This is a genomic window from Chelatococcus sambhunathii, from assembly GCF_001418005.1.
In the GTDB taxonomy this organism is placed as follows: Bacteria; Pseudomonadota; Alphaproteobacteria; order Rhizobiales; family Beijerinckiaceae; genus Chelatococcus_A; species Chelatococcus_A sambhunathii.
On sequence record NZ_LIOL01000013.1, the window covers coordinates 36309 to 55953 of the forward strand.

Annotated in this window: 22 protein-coding genes; 12 read left to right on the forward strand and 10 right to left on the reverse strand. The window is 70.0% G+C overall.

The genetic code is table 11. From position 1 onward, the window contains the following. The first annotated feature begins 1 nt into the window (after position 1). The 6 genes from ASC46_RS18380 to ASC46_RS18405 all read left to right on the forward strand — a co-directional run bounded on the left by ASC46_RS18380 (position 2) and on the right by ASC46_RS18405 (position 4069). Positions 2 to 313: a DUF1330 domain-containing protein gene (locus ASC46_RS18380; protein ID WP_019403854.1), complete on the forward strand. Its 312-nt coding sequence runs from the start codon at positions 2 to 4 to the stop codon at positions 311 to 313. After that, the gene (locus ASC46_RS18385; RefSeq protein WP_055460754.1) at positions 285 to 836 is read left to right on the forward strand and encodes a GNAT family N-acetyltransferase; all 552 of its coding nucleotides are present in this window, start codon (positions 285 to 287) and stop codon (positions 834 to 836) included. Before ASC46_RS18380 ends, ASC46_RS18385 begins: the two co-directional genes overlap by 29 nt. 121 nt (positions 837 to 957) lie before the next feature. Then, on the forward strand, positions 958 to 1764 hold the full coding sequence (gene dapB / locus ASC46_RS18390) for a 4-hydroxy-tetrahydrodipicolinate reductase (RefSeq protein WP_055460793.1): 807 nt from the start codon (positions 958 to 960) through the stop codon (positions 1762 to 1764). Positions 1765 to 1787: 23 nt separating this feature from the next. Beyond that, positions 1788 to 2408, forward strand: coding sequence for a 2,3-bisphosphoglycerate-dependent phosphoglycerate mutase (locus ASC46_RS18395; protein WP_055460755.1), 621 nt, complete (start codon positions 1788 to 1790; stop codon positions 2406 to 2408). Between the two features lie 18 nt (positions 2409 to 2426). After that, positions 2427 to 3047 carry an alpha-ketoglutarate-dependent dioxygenase AlkB family protein gene (locus ASC46_RS18400; protein ID WP_055460756.1) on the forward strand — a complete coding sequence of 207 codons (621 nt, stop codon included), beginning with the start codon at positions 2427 to 2429 and terminating at the stop codon, positions 3045 to 3047. Between the two features lie 59 nt (positions 3048 to 3106). Next, complete coding sequence (locus tag ASC46_RS18405; protein ID WP_055460757.1) at positions 3107 to 4069, forward strand: hypothetical protein; 963 nt, start codon at positions 3107 to 3109, stop codon at positions 4067 to 4069. Here ASC46_RS18405 and ASC46_RS18410 read toward each other — a convergent pair. From ASC46_RS18410 to ASC46_RS18420, 3 genes are read right to left on the reverse strand one after another with little or no spacing between them, the layout of a single operon-like run. Further along, the gene (locus ASC46_RS18410) at positions 3990 to 4481 is read right to left on the reverse strand and encodes a VOC family protein (protein WP_245280621.1); all 492 of its coding nucleotides are present in this window, start codon (positions 4479 to 4481) and stop codon (positions 3990 to 3992) included. The two genes, ASC46_RS18405 and ASC46_RS18410, sit on opposite strands and share 80 nt — an antisense overlap. Before the next feature lie 53 nt (positions 4482 to 4534). Next, positions 4535 to 5158, reverse strand: coding sequence for a nucleotide exchange factor GrpE (gene grpE, locus ASC46_RS18415; RefSeq protein WP_055460758.1), 624 nt, complete (start codon positions 5156 to 5158; stop codon positions 4535 to 4537). 60 nt (positions 5159 to 5218) lie between these two features. Next, positions 5219 to 8023: a [protein-PII] uridylyltransferase gene (locus ASC46_RS18420; protein WP_055460759.1), complete on the reverse strand. Its 2805-nt coding sequence runs from the start codon at positions 8021 to 8023 to the stop codon at positions 5219 to 5221. A gap of 159 nt (positions 8024 to 8182) precedes the next feature. Here ASC46_RS18420 and ASC46_RS18425 point away from each other — a divergent pair, with 159 nt between their 5' ends. Continuing rightward, positions 8183 to 8692 (forward strand): OsmC family protein, encoded by a 510-nt coding sequence (locus ASC46_RS18425; protein ID WP_055460760.1) that lies wholly within the window; start codon positions 8183 to 8185, stop codon positions 8690 to 8692. 41 nt (positions 8693 to 8733) lie between these two features. Here ASC46_RS18425 and gshB read toward each other — a convergent pair whose 3' ends face one another. The 3 genes from gshB to rsmI form a co-directional block, all read right to left on the reverse strand. After that, complete coding sequence (gene gshB / locus ASC46_RS18430; protein WP_055460761.1) at positions 8734 to 9678, reverse strand: glutathione synthase; 945 nt, start codon at positions 9676 to 9678, stop codon at positions 8734 to 8736. 95 nt (positions 9679 to 9773) lie between these two features. Then, a complete protein-coding gene (locus tag ASC46_RS18435; RefSeq protein WP_055460762.1) occupies positions 9774 to 10166 on the reverse strand; it encodes a YraN family protein in 393 nt (130 codons plus the stop codon). After that, positions 10163 to 11116, reverse strand: a complete 954-nt coding sequence (gene rsmI / locus ASC46_RS18440; protein ID WP_072249581.1) for a 16S rRNA (cytidine(1402)-2'-O)-methyltransferase — start codon at positions 11114 to 11116, stop codon at positions 10163 to 10165. Before rsmI ends, ASC46_RS18435 begins: the two co-directional genes overlap by 4 nt. Before the next feature lie 235 nt (positions 11117 to 11351). On the opposite strand from rsmI, the gene ASC46_RS18445 reads away from it, so the two are divergent. Next, positions 11352 to 12590 carry a penicillin-binding protein activator gene (locus tag ASC46_RS18445; RefSeq protein WP_055460794.1) on the forward strand — a complete coding sequence of 413 codons (1239 nt, stop codon included), beginning with the start codon at positions 11352 to 11354 and terminating at the stop codon, positions 12588 to 12590. 4 nt (positions 12591 to 12594) lie between these two features. Here the strand turns inward: ASC46_RS18445 and hemW are convergent, their stop codons facing one another. The 3 genes from hemW to rph form a co-directional block, all read right to left on the reverse strand. Further along, positions 12595 to 13755: a radical SAM family heme chaperone HemW gene (gene hemW, locus ASC46_RS18450; protein WP_186438004.1), complete on the reverse strand. Its 1161-nt coding sequence runs from the start codon at positions 13753 to 13755 to the stop codon at positions 12595 to 12597. A gap of 228 nt (positions 13756 to 13983) precedes the next feature. Beyond that, on the reverse strand, positions 13984 to 14628 hold the full coding sequence (gene rdgB / locus ASC46_RS18455; protein WP_055460765.1) for an RdgB/HAM1 family non-canonical purine NTP pyrophosphatase: 645 nt from the start codon (positions 14626 to 14628) through the stop codon (positions 13984 to 13986). A gap of 13 nt (positions 14629 to 14641) precedes the next feature. After that, complete coding sequence (rph, locus tag ASC46_RS18460; protein WP_055460766.1) at positions 14642 to 15355, reverse strand: ribonuclease PH; 714 nt, start codon at positions 15353 to 15355, stop codon at positions 14642 to 14644. Between the two features lie 308 nt (positions 15356 to 15663). Between rph and ASC46_RS18465 the strand changes: the two genes are divergently transcribed. After that, positions 15664 to 15957, forward strand: a complete 294-nt coding sequence (locus ASC46_RS18465) for a GYD domain-containing protein (RefSeq protein WP_055460767.1) — start codon at positions 15664 to 15666, stop codon at positions 15955 to 15957. Positions 15958 to 16028: 71 nt separating this feature from the next. Here ASC46_RS18465 and ASC46_RS18470 read toward each other — a convergent pair whose 3' ends face one another. Beyond that, a complete protein-coding gene (locus ASC46_RS18470) occupies positions 16029 to 16778 on the reverse strand; it encodes an SDR family oxidoreductase (RefSeq protein ID WP_055460768.1) in 750 nt (249 codons plus the stop codon). Between the two features lie 199 nt (positions 16779 to 16977). Here ASC46_RS18470 and mutM point away from each other — a divergent pair, with 199 nt between their 5' ends. From mutM to ASC46_RS18485, 3 genes are all read left to right on the forward strand, one after another. Continuing rightward, on the forward strand, positions 16978 to 17862 hold the full coding sequence (gene mutM, locus ASC46_RS18475; RefSeq protein ID WP_055460769.1) for a bifunctional DNA-formamidopyrimidine glycosylase/DNA-(apurinic or apyrimidinic site) lyase: 885 nt from the start codon (positions 16978 to 16980) through the stop codon (positions 17860 to 17862). 98 nt (positions 17863 to 17960) lie between these two features. Then, positions 17961 to 18734, forward strand: a complete 774-nt coding sequence (locus tag ASC46_RS18480) for an enoyl-CoA hydratase (protein ID WP_055460770.1) — start codon at positions 17961 to 17963, stop codon at positions 18732 to 18734. A gap of 54 nt (positions 18735 to 18788) precedes the next feature. Next, the gene (locus ASC46_RS18485) at positions 18789 to 19583 is read left to right on the forward strand and encodes a TSUP family transporter (protein ID WP_055460771.1); all 795 of its coding nucleotides are present in this window, start codon (positions 18789 to 18791) and stop codon (positions 19581 to 19583) included. Positions 19584 to 19645: the final 62 nt, after the last annotated feature.

Genomic DNA, 19645 nt, shown 5'->3' on the forward strand with positions numbered 1-19645 from the left:
AATGGCAAAAGCCTATTGGATCGGCCGCGTCGACGTCGAGGACCCGGAGGCCTACAAGGCCTATGTCGCCGCCAACGGCGACGCCTTCCGCAAGTACGGGGCCCGCTTCCTCGTGCGCGGCGGCGCTTTCGAGGCCGTGGAAGGCGGCGCGCGCCAGCGCAATGTCGTCATAGAGTTCCCGGACCGGGAGGCCGCCGTCGCCTGCTGGCACTCGCCCGAGTACAAGGCCGCCAAGGCCAAGCGCGATGGCCATGCCATCGCCGACATCATCATCATCGAGGGCTATGACGGACCGCAGCCGTCCGACGGGTGAGCCCGGCGCGCCCGCCCCTTACCGCACAAGGCCGACGCAGGCGGCGGACCTCGCCCGCCTGCCGGACGTCGAGCGCTCGGCCGGCGAACGCTTCCGGGCGAGCGATCTTGCCTGGGTCGCCGATGAGCCGCCCGCACCGGTCAAGACCCATGCGCGCCACCTCGGCTGGCACTGGGTCGCGGCCGACGCGGACGACGTGCCCGTCGCCTTCCTCTTCGCCCGGCCGTGTGGCGGCATGGTCCATATCGGCGAGATCTCGGTTGCCCTGCCGCACCAAGGGCGCGGCCTCGGCCGCGCGCTCATCGCCGCCGTCTGCCTCGAGGCGCGCCGGCAGGGTTTTGCCAAGGTCACGCTGACCACCTATCGCGACATTGCCTGGAACGGGCCCTATTACGCCTCGCTCGGCTTTCGCGAGATGGCGCCGGAGGAGCATCCGCCCTTCCTGCGCGAGCAATTGGCCGAGGAGGCGCGGCACGGCCATGATTCGGCCCGCCGCGCCGCCATGGTGCTGGCGCTCGCCTGATCACGATGCGGGCACGATCCTTACCGACGCGGTCTTGGCGCAAGCCCCCCGCGCCGCTATACCACCGGCCACGGTCGGGCGCAGCGGCGCCGGCCAGCGCGGGAGGGAAACCATGGCGGACATGCGGCTCGTCGTCGTCGGAGCAGCCGGACGCATGGGACGCATGCTCGTCAAAACCGTTCATGAGACACCCGGCGCGATCCTTGCTGCCGCTGTCGAGCGCGAGAGCTCGCCCTTCATCGGCAAGGACGCGGGCGATCTTGCCGGCACCGGCAACCTCGGCATCCCGGTGACGAACGACGTCGCGGCCGCCTTCGCCGAGGCCGACGGCGTCATCGACTTTACCGCCCCCGCCGCCACAGCCGCCTTCGCCCGCGCCGCGGCCGGGGCCGGCATCGTCCATGTCGTCGGCACAACCGGCTTGACGGATAGCGATCTTGCCGTGCTCGCCGAGGCCGGGCGCACGACGCGGATCGTCCAGTCCGGCAACATGAGCCTCGGCGTCAACCTGCTGACGGCGCTGGTGCGCCGCGTCGCGGCGACGCTCGGGCCGGAATTCGACATCGAGGTGCTGGAGATGCACCATCGCATGAAGGTGGACGCCCCCTCCGGCACGGCTCTCATGCTCGGCGAAGCTGCCGCGGAGGGCCGCGCGGTCGGCCTGCGCGAGCATGCCGTGCGGGTGCGCGACGGCCACACCGGCGCGCGCCGGGCCGGCGACATCGGCTTCGCCACCCTGCGCGGCGGCTCCGTCATCGGCGAGCACACCGTGGTCTTCGCCGGCGACGGCGAGCGCATCGAGCTCACCCACAAGGCCGACGACCGGGCGCTCTTCGCCCGCGGCGCCCTGCGCGCAGCGCTGTGGGCGCGCGAGCGCCCGGCCGGCCTCTACACCATGTCCGACGTGCTCGGCATCGCCGCGCTGTAAGCCAACCCGATCCGGAGATACCAATGGAGCGTCTTCTCGTCCTCGTCCGCCACGGCCAGAGCGACTGGAACCTGAAAAATCTCTTCACCGGCTGGAAGGATCCGGGCCTCACCGAGCAGGGCGTGGCCGAGGCGAAGGCCGCCGGCAAGCGCCTCAAGGCGCTCGGCCTCACCTTCGACATCGCCTTCACCTCGGACCTGAGCCGCGCGCAGCACACCTGCGACCTCATCCTCAAGGAACTCGGCCAGGAGAACCTCGAGACCATCCGCGACCAGGCGCTCAACGAGCGCGACTACGGCGAGCTGTCGGGCCTCAACAAGGACGACGCGCGCAAGCGGTGGGGCGAGGAGCAGGTGCACGTCTGGCGCCGCTCCTATGACGTGCCGCCGCCCGGCGGCGAGAGCCTGAAGGACACGGCGGCCCGCGTGCTGCCCTATTACATCGGCGAGATCCTTCCGCGCGTGATGCGCGGCGAGAAGGTGCTCGTGGCCGCCCACGGCAACAGCCTGCGCGCCCTCGTGATGGTGCTCGACCGGCTGACACCCGAGACGATCCCGACGATGGAGCTCGCCACGGGCGAGCCGCTCGTCTATCGCCTCAAGGCGGACACGACGGTCGAATCGAAGGACGTGCTCAAGGGCTGAGGTTCGGCCACGAGGGCGATGACACAGGCGCTGGAACTGCGGCCGGGCGTCCTGCACTGGCCCGGCTATCTCGACCGTCCGGCGCAGGACGCGCTCGCCGCCGCCCTGCGCGAGGTGGTGCGCGAGGCGCCGTTCTACACCCCGCGCATGCCGCGCACCGGCAAGCCCTTCTCGGTGCGCATGACGAACTGCGGCCCGCTCGGCTGGGTCTCGGACGAGACAGGCTACCGCTATCAGCCGACCCATCCCGAGACCGGCAGGCCATGGCCCAGGATCCCCGCCGCCCTCATGGAGGCATGGCAGGCGCTTGCCGGCTATCCGCATCCGCCGGAGGCGTGCCTCGTCAACTTCTACGGCCCCGGCGCGCGCATGGGTCTGCACCAGGACAGGGACGAGGAGGATTTCGACGCGCCCGTCCTCTCCTTGTCGCTCGGCGACACCGCCCTGTTTCGCATCGGCGGCACCGGCCGGCGCGATCCCACGGTCTCGCTGCGCCTCGCCTCGGGCGACGCCTTGCTCTTCGGTGGGCCGGCGCGGCTCGCCTTTCACGGCATCGACAGGATCATGCCGGGCACTTCGACCTTGCTCCGCGAGCCGGGCCGGATCAATCTGACCCTGCGCCGCGTCACGCGGCCCTGACAAACCATCATCGGACGGCGGCACCGCCACGCTGCCCGCCCCGCAAGGAGAACGAGCGTATGGCATCCCTGCTGCCGCGTCTTGTCACGATGGCCCTCGTGGTGGTCGCGGGCCTGAGCGCCGCGCCCTCCGTGCGCGCCGCCGAGCCGCCCTTCCTTCCGGGCCTCAGCGTCGGGTTCGAGCCGCCACCATCGATGACGCCGGCCGGCCAGTTCTCCGGCTATGTCGACGAGAGGGCGGGCGCCAGCATCATCATCGTCGAAATGCCGGCCGAGGCCTATGCCGACATCGAAAAGGGCTTCAATGCCGACGCGCTCAAGGGCCAGGGCGTCACGGTGCGCAAGCGCGCGCCCTTCGCGCTCGGCAAAGGGCTCAAGGCCTTTCTCGTCGAGGGTACGCAGAAACAGGGCACCACCGTCTTCGATAAATGGATTCTGGTGGCGACCAACGGCAAGACCACCGCCCTCGTGACGGTGCAGGCGCCAGCGACGACCGCCGGCTATGACAGCGCAACCGTCGAGAAGAGCCTGAAGACGATCGCCTTCCGCGCGCCGCCGGGCGTCGACGAGCAACTCGCCTCCCTGCCCTTCCGCATGGGCGAACTCGCCGGCTTCCGCATCGTGCGCGTCGCCACCGGCAACAGCGTGCTGATGACGCAGGGCCCCAAGGACGTGGTGCGCGAGGCCGAGCAGCCGCTCGTCATCGTCTCCTCGGGCGAAGCGGCCATTCCCGGCACGCTGGAGCAGGACCGTTTCGCCAAGCAGGCCTTCTCCACGCTGCCCGGAATCGCCAATCTCGCCATCCAGCGCATCGAAGGCAAGGACGAGAACGGCGTGCCAATGCACGAGATCGTCGCCACCGCCGATGACGTGCGCACCAAGCAGCGCCTGTTCCTGATGCAGATCGTACGGTTCGAGCGCTCCAACTACCTGCGCCTCGTCGTCATGGCGCGCGAGAACCAGCGCGGCGACCTCGAGCAGCGCGCCCGCACCATCGCCGCCGGCCTGTCGGTCGGTTCGTAAGGCTCAGCCGACAGGCGTCATCCAGCCGATCGGCGCCCCCCTGCGGATCGCGCACGATGGCGACGCGCCCGACATTGGGGACGTCGACCACCGCGCGCACGATGCTGCCGCCGAGGGCGAGGGCCCGCGCGATCGCTGCATCGACGTCGGCCACGCTGATGAAGGAGAACCAGTAGGGCTCGCGGGCTTCCGGCAGGGCGCCGCAGGCAAGGCCCGTCACGCCGCCGGCGAAGGTCTCGCCGACCCTCGCGACGAAATAATCGCCGTCAGGCATGGCGAAGGGCTCGAAGCTCCAGCCGAGCATCTCGGCGTAGAAGGCCTTGGCCGCCTCGACGTTGTCGGTGCCAGCTCGTTCCCTACGAAGGTGCCGGGCATCGTCTCCTCCGCCGGTGGCAACGCATCGTCCCTCCAAAGGCGGGACGACAACGTCTGCCGACGGAGGTGGCCAGGGTGCCCGCGCCCGGCTTACTGGAGCTTCGGCTCGCCACCCGGCGCGGTCGCGTCGTTATCCCCGTTGCCGGGCTTGGGGCCGCCCTTGGAGACGCCGACGAGGGCCGGCCGCAGCACACGCTCGCCGATCACGAAGCCCGCCTGCACCACCTGGACCACGGTGCCGTTGGGCACACTCGGGTCCGGCACCTCGAACATCGCCTGATGCAGGTTGGGGTCGAAGCGCTCACCCTGAGGGGTGAGCTTCCGCACACCGTGCCGCTCGAGCGTCTTGAGGAGGTCGCGCTCGGTCAGTTCAACGCCTTCGACGAAGGGCTTGACGGTGTCGCTGTCGCGCACCTCTGGCGGTACGCTCTCAAGTGCGCGCTGGATGTTGTCGGCGACCGTCAGCATGTCGCGGGCGAAGCTGGTCATGCCATAGGCGCGCGCGTCCGCCACCTCGCGCTCGGTGCGCCGGCGCAGATTCTCCATCTCGGCCAGGGTGCGCAGCAGCTTGTCCTTGAGGTCGTCGCGCTCGCTGACGAGGGCCTCGAGTGCCTCGCTCGCGGCCTGCGCCGCCTCCGGCGCCGCATTCTCAGGAGCATCGGCCGCGGCAAGGGTCTCGTCGACCGGCTCGGGTCGGGTCGGCTTCTGGGTCATGCTGTTCCGTTGCTGGCTTGAACGATATTGAGGCCGATATCAGCCCTCGTAGCGGAAAAATCAAGGACTTGCCTTCGTGCGCGCCGCTTCGCCGCGCCCGGGCGGATGGCCGTCGTCCTCCTTGCGCAGCGCCTCCATCAGCGTGCGCCTGATGGCCGCCTGGCGGCTGCCGCTGACGATCTTGGCCCCGGTGAGATCCGTTACGTAGAACACGTCCACGGCCTTCTCGCCGAAGGTGGCGATATGGGCTGAGCCGATGTTGAGGTTGAGCTTGCCGAGCGCCGTCGTGAGGTCGTAGAGCAGCCCCGGCCGGTCAAGGCAGGAGACCTCGATGACCGTGTGGCGCTGCGACAGCTTGTTGTCGAGCGCCACCTCCGGCGGCACGTGGAAGGCGCGCATGCGCTCGCGCCCCGACGAGGGCCGCCTCGAATCGACGAGATCGGCGATTCGCACCTCGCTCTTCAGCGCCCGCTCGATAGCGCGGGCGATGCGCTCGCCCCGGCGCAGTTCGTCCTCGTCCTCGACGAAAGCACGCGAGACGAAGATGGTGTCGAGCGCCAGCCCGTCGGTCGTCGTGAAGATCTGCGCATCCACAATGTTGCCGCCGGCCGAGGCGCAGGCGCCGGTGATGATGGCCAGGAGGCGCGGGTGATCCGGAGCGAGCACGGTCAGTTCCGTCACCCCGCGAAAGCCGTCGGTCTCGACAGCCGTCGCCGTCGTGTCGCCGCGCGCTTCCGCTGCAGCAAGGAAACGGGCGTGCTTCACGCGGCGCGGCAGTTCCACCTTGAGCCAGTAGGCAGGATAATGCCGTCCGGCATAAGCCTCGAAGGCCGCGTCCGTCCAGTCCGGCAGGGCCTCGCGCAGGGCGGCCTGGGCGCGCCGGACGCGCTCCGCCTGCCCGACGCCCGAGTGGCCGCCGGACAGCACGAGTTCCGTCTCGTAATAGAGCGTGCGCAGCAGCTCGCCCTTCCACCCGTTCCACACCCCCGGCCCCACCGCCTTGATGTCGCAGACGGTGAGGATGAGGAGCAGCTTGAGTCGTTCCATCGTCTGCACGAGGGCGGCGAAATCGGCGATGGTGCGCGGATCGGCCAGGTCGCGGCTCTGGGCGACCGTGGACATGACGAGATGGTTCTCGACGAGCCAGGCGAGGGTGTCGATCTCGCCCTCGTCGAGGCCAAAGCGCCTGCCGAGCCGCCGGGCGACGCGCGCCCCGGCGATGGAATGGTCCTCGTCCCGCCCCTTGGCGATGTCGTGCAGGAAGAGCGCCACATAGAGCACGCGCCGGTGGCGGATGCCCCCGATGATGCTGTTCGCGAGCGGATGCTCGGCCTCGAGCCGCCCGGCCTCGATTTCGGCGAGGACGCCGACAGAGCGCAAAAGGTGCTCGTCCACCGTGTAGTGGTGGTACATGTTGAACTGCATCATCGCGACGATGCGGCCGAAATCCGGCACGAAGCGGCCGAGCACGCCGACCTCGTTCATGCGCCGCAACACGACCTCCGGCGCATTGCGCGAGGTCAGGATGTCGAGGAAGAGACGGTTCGCCTCCTGGTCCTCGCGCACCGCCCGGTCGATGAGCTTGAGCGAGCGGGTGGCGAGGCGGCTCGCGTCGGGGTGGATGGCGCGGTTGTGCCGGTCGGCCAGCCAGAACAGGCGGATGAGGTTGACCGGATCGCGCAGGAACACCTCCTCGTCGACCACGGTGATGCGGTTGTTCTCGATGGCGAAGCCCGCCACCTCGAGGGCGCTGCGCCGGGATCCGCGCAGGCGGCGCACGAAGCGGTCGAGCATGGCGCGCGGCTTCTCCTGCCGCGCCTCGAGGGCCGCGCAGACGATCGCCGTCAGGTCGCCGACGTCCTTGGCGACGAGGAAATAGCGCTTCATGAAGCGCTCGACCGCCGAGAGCCCGCCGTGGGCGCCGTAGCCGATGCGGGCGGCGATGAGGCGCTGCAGGTCGAAGGACAGGCGCTCCTCCGCCCGGCCGGTGGCGAAATGCATGTGGCAGCGCACCCGCCAGAGGAATTCCTCGCAGCGGTGGAACAGCTTGTATTCGGCCTGGGTGAACAGCCCCGCCTTGACGAGTTGGCGCTGGTCGCGCACGCGATAGACGTATTTGGCGATCCAGAACAGGGTGTTGAGGTCGCGCAGGCCGCCCTTGCCTTCCTTGACGTTGGGCTCGACGAGATAACGCGAGGCGCCGCGCTGGGAGATGCGCGCGTCGCGCTCGGCGAGCTTGGCCTCGACGAAGGCCTGGGCCGTGCCCTCGACGATCTCGGCATCGAACCGCGTGAGGAAGTCCTCGTAGAGCGCCTTCTCGCCGGTGAGATAGCGCGTCTCGAGCAGCGCGGTGCGGATCGTCATGTCCGCCCGCGCCTCGCGCAGGCAATCGTCCACCGAGCGCGTGGCGTGGCCCACCTTCAGCTTGAGGTCCCACAGGATGTAGAGCATCGCCTCGACGACGCTCTCGCTCCAGGCGGTCTTCTTATAAGGGAGGAGGAAGAGGAGATCGACGTCCGAGCCCGGCGCCATCGTGCCACGGCCGTAGCCGCCGGTGGCGACGACGGCGAGGCGCTCGCCGGTCGAGGGATTGTCCACCCGATAGAAATGGCGCACCACGACGCCGTAGACGGCCCGCACGACGCCGTCCATGAGCGCACAGAGCCGGCGGGCGCAGGCGAGCCCGTCCTGCTCGGCGAGGAGCTTCTCCTCCACCGCCGCCCGTCCCTTGACGAGCCCGGCCGAGAGGCAGGCGATGAGCTCGCGCCGCAGCCGGTCGCGATCCTGGCCGTGGCGCGCCTCCAGCGCCGCGACCTCGGCCGCGATGTCCTCCGATCCGTAGATGGGCCCCGTTCTGCGATCCATGCCCGATGGCTCCCCGCGTCGTCGTTCGCGCAATAGCACAGGCCGTGCCAAAGGGCATGGTCTGCGAGCGCCTTGACGCCCGCCGCCGCACGGCGCACACGGGAAGATACGCGCCCCCGACAACGACGGCGGCGCCCCGCCGACCGACGAGGACGATCCATGGACGCCCAGTCCCTCCGCGCCCTGCAGGCGCCGCTCAAGAACGCCTATCGCGAAAACGCCGACGCCGCCCTCGTCACCCTCAAGGCGCGCGGCGCTCTGGACGAGGCGAACATCGCCTGCAAGGTGGAGACCGGCCGCGCCCTTGCAGTGGCGGGCCTCCACCCGGCGACGGGCGGCACGGGCCTCGAGCTGTGCTCGGGCGACATGCTGCTGGAGGCCCTGGTGGCCTGCGCCGGCGTCACCCTCAAGGCGGTCGCGACCGCGCTCGAGATCCCGCTGCGCTCCGGCACGGTGGAGGCCGAGGGCGACCTCGATTTCCGCGGCACACTGGGCGTCGACAAGGAGGCGCCGGTCGGCTTCCGGGCCATCCGCTTGTCGTTCACGATTGATACCGATGCGCCGCAGGACAAGCTCGACCAGCTGATGAAGCTGACCGAGCGCTATTGCGTCGTCTACCAGACCTTGGCCAAGGGACCCGCCCTGGAGACCCGCCTGCAGCGGGCCTGAGCACTGGCCGACAGGCCCTCATGCGCTGGCGCGGACGCGGCTCAGGCACTCCGCCGCCGCTCGATCGCGTCCCACACCGACACGGCGAGGTCGGGCCCGCCGAGGCGCTTGATGGCGCGGATGCCGGTGGGTGACGTGACGTTGATCTCGGTGAGCAGGCCGTCGATCACGTCGATGCCGACGAGCACGAGGCCCCGCTCCCTGAGGGCTGGGCCAATCGTCTCGCAAATCTCGCGCTCGCGCGCCGTCAGATCCGTCGGCTTCGCCGCCCCGCCCCTCACCATGTTGGAGCGGATGTCGTTCTCCGCCGGCACGCGGTTGACGGCGCCGGCCGCCTCGCCGTCGACGAGGATGATGCGCTTGTCGCCATCCTTCACCTGCGGCAGGAAGCGCTGGATGACCCATGGCTCGCGGAAGGTCGCCGCGAAGAGGTCGTAGAGCGAGCCGAAATTCGGGTCGTCGCGCGCCACGCGCAGCACGGCCGCCCCGCCATGGCCGTAGAGCGGCTTCATGACGATCTCGCCCATCTCGCGGCGGAAGGCCTCGATGTCGTCCCTGTCGCGCGTGATCAGCGTCGGCGGCATCAGGTGCGGGAATTCGGTGACGAAGAGCTTTTCCGGCGCGTTGCGCACATGGGCGGGATCGTTGATCACCAGCGTCCGGGGATGCAGGCGCTCCAGCATGTGCGTGGTCGTGATATAGGCAAGATCGAACGGCGGATCCTGCCTGAGGAGGATGACGTCGACGCGAGAGAGGTCGATGCGCTCCGGCTCGCCGAGGCTCGCGTGTTCTCCGGCCACGTCACGCACGCGCACCGGATGGGCCTTCGCGGTGATCATGCCGTCGCGCATCGAGAGGGTGTCGGGGGTGTAGTAGAGCAGGTCGTGCCCGCGCGCCTGCGCCTCCAGCATCAGGGCAAACGTCGTGTCGCCGGCGATGTTGATGCGCTCGATAGGGTCCATCTGCACGGCAACGGTGAGGCCCATGGTCGGTGTCCTTTCTCGAAACCATCCCTATATGGCGTGGCCCCGATCCATGCGCGAGGGCGCGGCTGAAGGCAAGCGCCCGCGCGAACGGCCGTTCAATCGATGGCGAGGGACAGGACCGCCGGCAGGTGCCGCGGCAGGCTGCGCGGGGCGAGGAAGACGGCGTCGCAGCGCAGCGTCAGCCCCGCCGCCCAGGGGTTGCGCGCCAGCCAGTGCCGCACGCAGCGGGCCATGCGCGCCGCCTTCTGCGCCGAGATGGCCCCGCGCGCATCGTCGAGCCGGGCGCGGGCCTTGACCTCGACGAAGGCGACGGTGTCGCCGCGGCGGGCGATGAGGTCAATCTCGCCGCCGGCGGCGGCATAGCGCCGGGCGACGATACGGTAGCCCTTGAGGGTGAGGACGAGCGCGGCCAGCACCTCGGCACGCAGCCCGGCCCGCTGCGCGCGGGCCTGTCGGCTCGGCTGGCGATCGCGGGCCGCCGCGCTCACGTGTCCGCCTCGCCGAGCCGGAGCGCGCGCTGGTAGACCTCGCGTTTCGGCAGGCCCGTGGCGCCGGCGACGAGGGCCACCGCATCCCTGAGCGAATGGCCTGAGAGCGCCTCCTTGAGCATGTGCTCGACGTCAGCCTCGCTGTGGCGCTCCGCATCGACCGACTTGGGCCCGATCAGGACCACGATCTCGCCCTTCGGCGGTGCCTCGGCCCCATATTCGACCGCCAGCGCGGCAAGGGAGCCGCGCCGTACCGTCTCGTAGAGCTTGGTCAGTTCGCGCGCCACCGCCGCCGGCCGCTCGCCGAGGACCGCCGCCGCGTCAGCCAGCATCTCGGCGAGGCGCCGGGGCGATTCGAAGAACACCAGCGTGCCGGGAATGGCGCCGATCTCGGCCAGCCGCGCGCGCCTTGCGGCGCTTTTGGCCGGCAGGAAGCCCTCGAAGAAGAAACGGTCCGTCGGCAGGCCCGAGACGACGAGCGCTGTCAGCACGGCCGACGGACCGGGCACGGTGGTGACGGAGATGCCTTCGGCCAGCACCGCCTCGACCAGCTTGTAGCCGGGATCCGACACGAGCGGCGTGCCGGCATCGGACACGAGCGCGAGCGCTTCGCCAGCCTTCAGCCGGGCGAGGACGCGCGGGCGCATCTGCGCCGCATTGTGCTCGTGATAGGCGAGGAGCGGCGTCGTGATGCCGTAGTGGGCGAGCAGCGTCTTCGTCACCCGCGTGTCCTCGGCGAGGATCGCATCGGCCGCCGCGAGCGTGCCGAGCGCCCGGAAGGAAATGTCCTTCAGATTGCCGATGGGCGTGGCGACGAGATGCAGCCCCGGCGCGAGCGGCTCGGCCTCGGCCGCGAGGCCGAAGGCGGTGAAGCGCGCCACGGGCCGCCCGGTGGCGTCACCCCGGCCTGCTGCATCCCGCCCCGCGATGTCCCTGATTCTGCTCGTCATGACCGTCCCTGCCGCCGCGACCCTGGCATGCCGCGCCCCTGTTCACGAGAATTTTGCCACGCGCCTTTCGCCTTCCATAGCAGACGCCGCCTCGCTCTGGGCAGATCATGCGCGCCGGCGGCCGGAAGGGGAGCGTTTACTTTTGGTTGCGATCCTTGCGCGACTTGCGAAGAATGCCGGCTCATTCGGCCCGCTGCCGGCCGCACCCCAGCCGAGAGGTGTTCAGGAGTCTGCCGTGACGCGCTTCCTTGCCCGCAATCTTGCCCGCCCGGACGCGGCTCCCTCGCTCTGGCGTCGCCTCAAGCAGGCAGCGCTGGTCCTGGCGACGGGCGCGCTCGTCGCCTCGTGCAGCGGCGGCCTGTCGAACATGACGGGCACGGACGGCGTAGCGCCCGAGTCCGCCGCGCCCAGCGTGCCGGGCACCACTATCGGCACCGGCAACGTCAAGGTGGCGCTGCTCCTGCCCTTGTCGGCCGGCGGCCAGGCCGGGGCGGCCGCCATCTCCCTGCGCAATGCCGCCGAGCTCGCCATGAGCGAGTTTAGCGAGCCGGACATCCAGATCCTCGTCAAGGACGATCGCGGCACGGCCGACGGGGCGCGCGCCGCAGCCCAAGCGGCCATCTCCGAGGGCGCCGAGCTCATCCTCGGGCCGCTCTTTGCGGATGCGGTGCGCGCCGCTGGACAGGTCGCCCGTGGCGCCGGCCGGCCGGTGATCGCTTTCTCGACCGATGCCGGCGCTGCCGCGCCGGGCGTCTATCTCCTGAGCTTCATGCCCGAATCGGAGGTGGAGCGCGTGGTCGCCTATGCTGCGCGCCAGGGGCAGCGGTCCTTCGCCGCGCTCATCCCCAATACGGCCTATGGCCGCGTCGCCCAGGCCGCCTTCCAGACCGCAGTGGCCCGCAACGGCAGGCGCATCGTCGCCATGGAGACCTTCGACCGCGCCAGTGCCGCGGCCCAGGCAGCGAAGATCGCGGCGGTTGCGGGCGGCGCCTCGCCGCAGGTCAATGCCGTCTTCATCCCGGACAGCGGCGATTCGCTCATCGCCGTCGCCCAGGCACTGCAGGGCGCCGGCGTCGACCCGCAGAAGGTGCGCATGCTCGGCACCGGCGTGTGGAACGAGGCGCGCGTCTTCTCCCAGGCCGGCCTGCAGGGCGGCTGGTTCGCCGCGCCCGAGACGGCCGGCTTCAATGCCTTCGCCCAGCGCTACCGCGCCAAGTACGGCAGCGACCCCACGCGCATCGCCACGCTCGGCTATGATGCCGTCTCGCTCGCCGCTGCGCTCGTGCGCACACAGGGTCAGCAGCGCTTCAGCGAGCCGGTGCTGACCAATGCCTCCGGCTTCGCCGGGGCGGACGGCGTCTTCCGCTTCAACCCGAACGGCACCAATGAGCGCGGTCTCGCCGTGCTCGAAATCCGCAACGGGACGGCGGCCTCGGTCTCCCCGGCGCCCCGCCAGCTCGGCGCCGGCGGCTGATCCTTCAGGCCGCGAGGTCGGCCACCAGCGCGTCGAGAACGGGAAAGCCCGCCTCCGACACGCGCAGCCGGCCCGCCGCATCGCGCGTGATGAGCCCGTCGGCGATCAGCGCGTCGAGCCGGCCCGCATCGAGCGGCCGACCGGCGAGCGCGGCAAAGCGCGCCGGATCGATGCCCTCCACAAGGCGCAGGCCCATCAGCAGAAATTCATCTCCTTGCGCTTCCTCCGAGAGCGTCTCGCGACTCTCGACGCCGTGGCCGTCGCGCTCCACCGCCGACAGCCATTCCTCCGGTCCGCGAATCGTCGCCGTCGCGACGCGCCCCTTATCCGTCACAAGGCGCCCGTGCGCTCCCGGCCCGATGCCGGCATATTCGCCGTAGCGCCAGTAGACGAGGTTGTGCCGGCACTCGGCGCCCGGACGGGCATGGTTGGAAATCTCGTAAGCCGGCAGACCGCGCCGGGCGCAGACCTCCTGCGTCACGTCATAGAGCGCGCGCCCGGTCTCGCTGTCCGGCACCGTGAGCTTGCCGGCAGTGAACAGCCGCTCGAACCAGGTGCCCGGCTCGATGGTGAGCTGGTAGAGCGACAGGTGCTCGACGGCATAGCCGATGGCCTCCTCAAGCTCGGCCGCCCATTCGGCCGGCGTCTGGTGCGGGCGGGCATAGATGAGGTCGTAGGAATAGCGCTCGAACGTGTCGGCCGCGATGCGCACGGCGGCGAGCGCCTCGGCCGCGGTGTGCATGCGCCCAAGGCGGCGCAGGTCCCTGTCGTTGAGCGCCTGCACGCCGAGCGACACCCGGTTGACGCCGGCGTCGCGATAGCCGCGGAAGCGCTCGGCCTCGACGCTCGTCGGGTTTGCCTCCAACGAGATCTCGGCGCCCGGCGCGACCGACCAGTGCTTCGCCACCGCATCGAGGATGGCCCCGACCGTCGCCGGCCGCATGAGCGAGGGCGTTCCTCCGCCGAAGAAGATGCTCGTCACCTCGCGCGGGCCGGTCAGCGCGGCATTGTGGGCGATCTCGCGCTCGAAGGCGGCGATGAAGCGCGGCTCGTCGACCTGCGCGTGCCTCACATGGCTGTTGAAGTCGCAATAGGGGCACTTCGAGGCGCAGAACGGCCAGTGCAGATAGACGCCGAAGCCGGCATCGGCGGTGGGATGGGTCAAGGCTCGTCCTGCCGCGTTGATCGATGATGATCGTTTATATGCATTCGCGCGCGTTCAAGGGAGCGCACCGCAGTTCCCCTCGCCCGCTTGTGGCGGGAGGGGCTTTGGCTGGGGCACCTGCACCGCGAATGCCCGCAGCCCGGTCGGCGATCCGCCCCAAACCCCGGTCCTCCCCACGACCTTGTGGGGGAGGGAGGAGCAGCAGGCGCTGCCGACCTTTCGTTTCGCCTACCCGGCCCCCGTGTCCTTTCGAAGGCAGGCCGCCGCCAGCCTCGAGAAGGCGCGCGCCCGGTGCGACAGGCCCTCGCCGTGGCCCCAGCCGTGCTTCTCGTCGCTTGCCATCTCGCCGAAGGTGCGTTCGTGCCCGTCTGGCTGGAACATCGGGTCGTAGCCGAATCCCCGGTCTCCACGCGGTGGCCACACCAGCGTGCCGAAGACGCGGCCCTCGAACAGTTCCTCGTGCCCGTCCGGCCAGGCGACCACGAGGGCGGAGACGAAATGCGCCCGCCGCTCCTCGGCGCTCGTCGCCCCGCGGCGGGCGAGTTCCTCCTCCACGCGCCGCATGGCATGAGCGAAATCCTTGCCCGACCCGGCCCAGCGGGCGGAGAAGATGCCCGGGGCACCGTCGAGCGCGGCAACGCAGATGCCGGAATCGTCGGCGAGCGCGGGCAGGTCCGCAGCCTTCGCCGCCGCATGCGCCTTCAGTGCCGCATTCTCGGCGAAGGTCATGCCGGTCTCCTCCGGCTCGGGCAGGTTGAGGTCGCCGGCCGAGACAGCCGAGACGCCGAAGGGCGCCATGAGCTCCTGCATCTCCCTGAGTTTGCCCGCATTATGCGTGGCGATGACGATCCTGCCTTCGAGCCTGCGCGCCATGGTCTCACCCCGCTCACATCACGGCCATCTTCTGCAGGTCGACGAGCTTGGCCGTGCCCGCTCGCGCAAGCTCGACGAGGGTCATCAGTTCCTCCACCGAGAAGGGTTTGCCCTCCGCCGTGCCCTGCACCTCGACGAGCCCGCCCGAGCCGGTAATGACAAAATTGGCATCGGTCTCGGCCGCTGAATCCTCGGCATAGTCGAGATCGAGCACCGGCGTGCCTGCAAAGATGCCGCAGGAGACGGCGGCGACATGGTCCTTCAGGGCCTCCCCCTGCACCATCGAGCGCGCCTTCATCCAGGCGAGGCAATCGTGCAGCGCGACCCACGCCCCGGTGATGGCCGCCGTGCGCGTGCCGCCGTCCGCCTGCAGGACGTCGCAATCGATGACGATTTGCCGTTCGCCGATGGCGGAAAGATCGACCACGGCGCGCAGCGAGCGGCCGATGAGGCGCTGGATCTCGTGCGTGCGGCCGGAGGGGCGGCCGCTCGTGACCTCGCGGCGCGTGCGCTCCAGCGTGGCGCGCGGCAGCATCGAATACTCGGCCGTCACCCAGCCGCGGCCGGTGCCGCGCAGCCATGGCGGCCCCCGCTCCTCGAGCGAGGCGGTGCACAGGACATGCGTGTCTCCGAACTTCACGAGACAGGAGCCTTCGGCATAGCGCGCCACCGCCCGCTCCAGCGAAACCTTGCGCAGTTCGTCCGGCGCACGCTTGGATGGCCTCATCGCTTCTCTCCTCCGGCCCTCGGCCGCTCGTCCATGGGTTTGCGATGCTTCTAAGCGGCTTTGGCGGGCGTGGGAACAGCCTTTCGTGCACGGTGGCGAGCCGGACCCGCCGGCTCGGGCCGCGGCTGGGCCGCGCCTCTCCCCCCTGTCCCCGGGGGCTTGCCCCGCCTTTCCGCGAGGTCCACACTGGCTGCTTCCGCCCCGCGTCCTGCGCCCCCTTCCGCGGCGCTTGGCGGGGCACGATCCGGCACGGGGCGGACTGGCCGGAATGAGCGCCGCGGCGGCCGAGGGCCGCCGGGAGGAGCGCCATGACAACCTATATCGTGCTCGCCAACTGGACGGACCAGGGCATCCGCAACATCAAGGAATCGCCGAGCCGGCTCGATGCGGCCAAGAAGGCGCTGACCGACATGTCCGGCGCCATGCGCGCGTTCTACCTGTGCATGGGCGACTGCGACATGGTGCTCGTCATCGAGGCGCCCGACGATGCGGTCGCCGCCCGCTTCGCCCTCCAGGTCGGCCAGCTCGGCAATGTCCGCACGCGCACGCTGAAGGCCTTCCCCGAAGCGGCCTATCGCGAGATCATCGCCTCCCTGGCCTGAGAGCTGCCGCGCCTTGCCGCCATCGAGGGCAGGCCGCCGCTCCAGCCGCTGCGACACGAGGCGCTGTCTGATCAGCGACCGCCGGTCACACGCACGAAGGCCCCGGTGACATAGGAGGCCGCATCCGACAGGAGGAAGAGGATGGTGCGCGCCACCTCCTCCGCCGAGCCGGTGCGGCCCATCGGGATGAGCGGCGTGAGCCGCGCCAGCCGCTCGGGTGCGTTGGAGCTCCGGGCGTGGATGTCGGTCTCGATGAGGCCGGGCTGCACGGCATTGACGCGGATGTTCTCGCCCGCGAGCTCCTTCGACAGGCCGATGGTCAGCGCATCGATGGCTCCCTTGGAAGCCGCATACCAGACATATTCGTTCGGACCACCGAGCAGCGAGGCAGCCGATGAGACGTTGACGATTGAACCGCCACGCCCGCCATGCTTCGGCGACAGGCGCCGGACCGCCTCCTGCGCCGCGAAGATGGCCCCGGTCACGTTGACGTCGATGCAGGCGCGGATCGTCTCGCTCGACGCGGCATCGAGGCGGCTGACCTGCCCGGTGATGCCGGCGTTGTTGACGAAATGGGTGAGGCGTCCGAGCCTGTCGTCGATCTCGGCGAAGAGCCGGCGGATGTCCTCTTCCTCGCCCATGTCGGCCTTGAAGGCCTCGGCGCGCACGCCCTTGGCGCGGCATTCGGCGACGAGCGTCTCGGCCGCGGTGGCATCGCTGATGTAATTGACAGCGACGTGATAGCCCTCGGCGGCGGCAAGCCGGCAGGTTGCGGCGCCGATGCCGCGGCTGCCGCCCGTGACGAGAAGAATGCGATCCATGGGGTCCCTCCGGTCGTGTTTCGGGATCTTGCCCTTGTCCGTCATGGGAGCGCGGCGGGCCCACTCGCGTCAATGGCCGCCGCATCGGAGCCGCCATGCCCGGAACGGGAGGGTCACAGCCATGGACAGGAGGCGGCGGACGCGGCACAACGGCACCGCCGCATCGGGCGGCACCCGGTGGGTTGGAGCCTGACACGCGATGCCCGAACTGCCCGAGGTCGAGACGGTGAGACGAGGCCTCGAGCCGGCGATGGTCGGCGCCAGCATCACGGCCGTCGACCAGCGCCGGCCGGATCTGCGCTTCCCCCTTCCGGAGCGTTTTGCCGAGCGGCTGCAGGGCCGCGAGATCGTCGCGCTCGGCCGGCGCGCCAAATATCTGATGGCGGACCTTTCCGGCGGCAACATTCTCGTCATGCATCTCGGCATGACCGGCCGCTTCATCGTCGAGGAGGCGGGCGGCGCACTGCGCGAGCCCGGCGACTTCTACCAGGAGGCCGGCCGCAACGCCGCCCACGATCATGTCGTGTTCCAGCTCTCCAATGGCGCCCGCATCACCTACAACGATGCCCGCCGCTTCGGCTTCATGACGCTCGTGCCCCGCAGCGAGCTCGATGCCCATCCGCTCTTTCGCCGCCTGGGAGTCGAGCCGCTGGGCAATGCCCTCGACGGTGCGCTCGTCGCCCGCCTCTTTGCGGGGCGGAAGACGCCGCTCAAGGCGGCGCTGATGGACCAGCGCCTCATCGCCGGCCTCGGCAATATATATGTATGCGAGGCGCTGCACCGGGCCGGCCTGTCGCCGCTGCGCGCCGCCGGCACGCTCATGACGAAGGCCGGCCGGCCGACGGCGGCGGCCGGCCGGCTCGCGTCGGCGATCCGCGACGTGCTGAGCGAAGCCGTCGCCGCCGGCGGCTCGACGCTGCGTGACTACATGAAAACGGATGGCTCGCTCGGCTATTTCCAGCACGCCTTCCGCGTCTACGACCGCGAGCATGCGCCCTGCCTGACCCCCGGCTGCCGCGGCACCGTCGCGCGGCTCGTCCAGTCCGGCCGCTCCACCTTCTGGTGCAGCCAGTGCCAGCGGTGAGCGCATGAGAAGGCGGCGGCGGCTTTGCGCGAATGCATATGGACGCGGGCATCCACCTTCGGGTAGCCGTTCAGCAACCCCATTGGAGGACTTCGCCCATGGCCTATGAAACCATCCTCGTGGAGACGCGCGGCAAGGTCGGCCTTGTCACGCTCAACCGTCCTGAGGCTCTCAACGCCCTCAACTCGCAGCTCATCGGAGAGCTCAACACGGCGCTCGACGGCTTCGAGAAGGATGCGGGCATCGGCGCGATCGTCATCACCGGCTCGCAGAAGGCCTTCGCGGCCGGCGCCGACATCAAGGAGATGCAGAACCTCTCCTATCCTGAGACCTATCTCGAGGATTTCATCACGAACTGGGACCGCGTGGCCAGCCGGCGCAAGCCGATCATCGCCGCCGTCGCCGGCTTCGCCCTCGGCGGCGGCTGCGAGCTTGCCATGATGTGCGACATCATCATCGCCGCCGACACGGCGAAGTTCGGGCAGCCGGAGATCAAGCTCGGCGTCATGCCGGGCGCCGGCGGCACCCAGCGCTTGACGCGCATCATCGGCAAGGCCAAGGCGATGGAGCTGTGCCTGACCGGCCGCATGATGGGCGCCGAGGAGGCGGAACGCTCCGGTCTCGTGGCGCGCATCGTTCCGGCGGCGGATCTTCTGGATGACGCGCTGAAGACGGCGGCGACCATTGCCGACATGTCGCTGCCCATCGTTATGATGACGAAGGAGAGCGTCAACCGCGCCTACGAGACGACGCTTTCCGAGGGCATCCGCTTTGAGCGCCGCCTCTTCCATGCGATGTTCGCCACCGGGGACCAGAAAGAAGGCATGGCCGCTTTCGTGGACAAGCGCAAGGCGGACTTCAAGAACCGCTGACCGGTCTCTATAGAGGAGGCGCATGTCCGATCCGGCAGGGGAGGCCGGTCATCCATGGCCGGTCTCGAACTCGACATCGTCGCCCTGCTTGCGGTCGTGGCGGTCGCCGCCGGCTTCGTCGACGCCATCGCCGGCGGCGGCGGCATGATCACGGTGCCGGCCCTGATGCTGGCGGGACTCGACCCTGTCACCGCCGTCGCCACCAACAAGCTGCAAGGCACCTTCGGGGTGGCGGTCGCCACCCATCGCTTCGCCCGCGCGGGGATGATCGACTGGCACGGAGCCGCGCCCTTCGCGGTTGTCGCGGGCATCGCCGCGGTCATTGGGGCCCTCGCCGTCAAGGTGCTGCCGGTCGCGCTCGTGGCCGCCGCGATGCCGATCCTCCTCATGGCCATCGCCGTCTATTTCGCCGTCTCGCGCAAGGTGCGCGACGAGGATGCGCGCGCCCGCATCGGCCGTCTCGCCTTCACCTTCGCCGTCGTGGCTCCTGTCGGTTTCTACGATGGGCTGCTCGGACCCGGCGCAGGCTCCTTCTACATGCTGGGCTTCGTCACGCTGCTCGGCTTCGGCGTGGTACGGGCAACGGCCCATACCAAGCTGCTCAATTTCGCGAGCAATCTCGGCGGGCTCATGCTCTTCGCCGCGACCGGGGCCGTCTTGTGGCCGCTCGGCCTCGCCATGGCCGCGGGCCAGCTCGTCGGTGCCCGTCTCGGCGCCGGCATGGCCCTGCGCCACGGCGCGCGCCTCATCCGCCCGCTCATCGTCGCCGTCTGCTGCCTGATGGCGCTGCGCCTCCTGCTCGACGGCGCCAATCCGCTCGGTCAGTGGCTGCGGGGCCTGCTCCTCTGACAGCCCGCCGACGATTCCCGGCCGCCGAATGCGACAGGCCGTTGACGCTCGGGCTGCGAGAG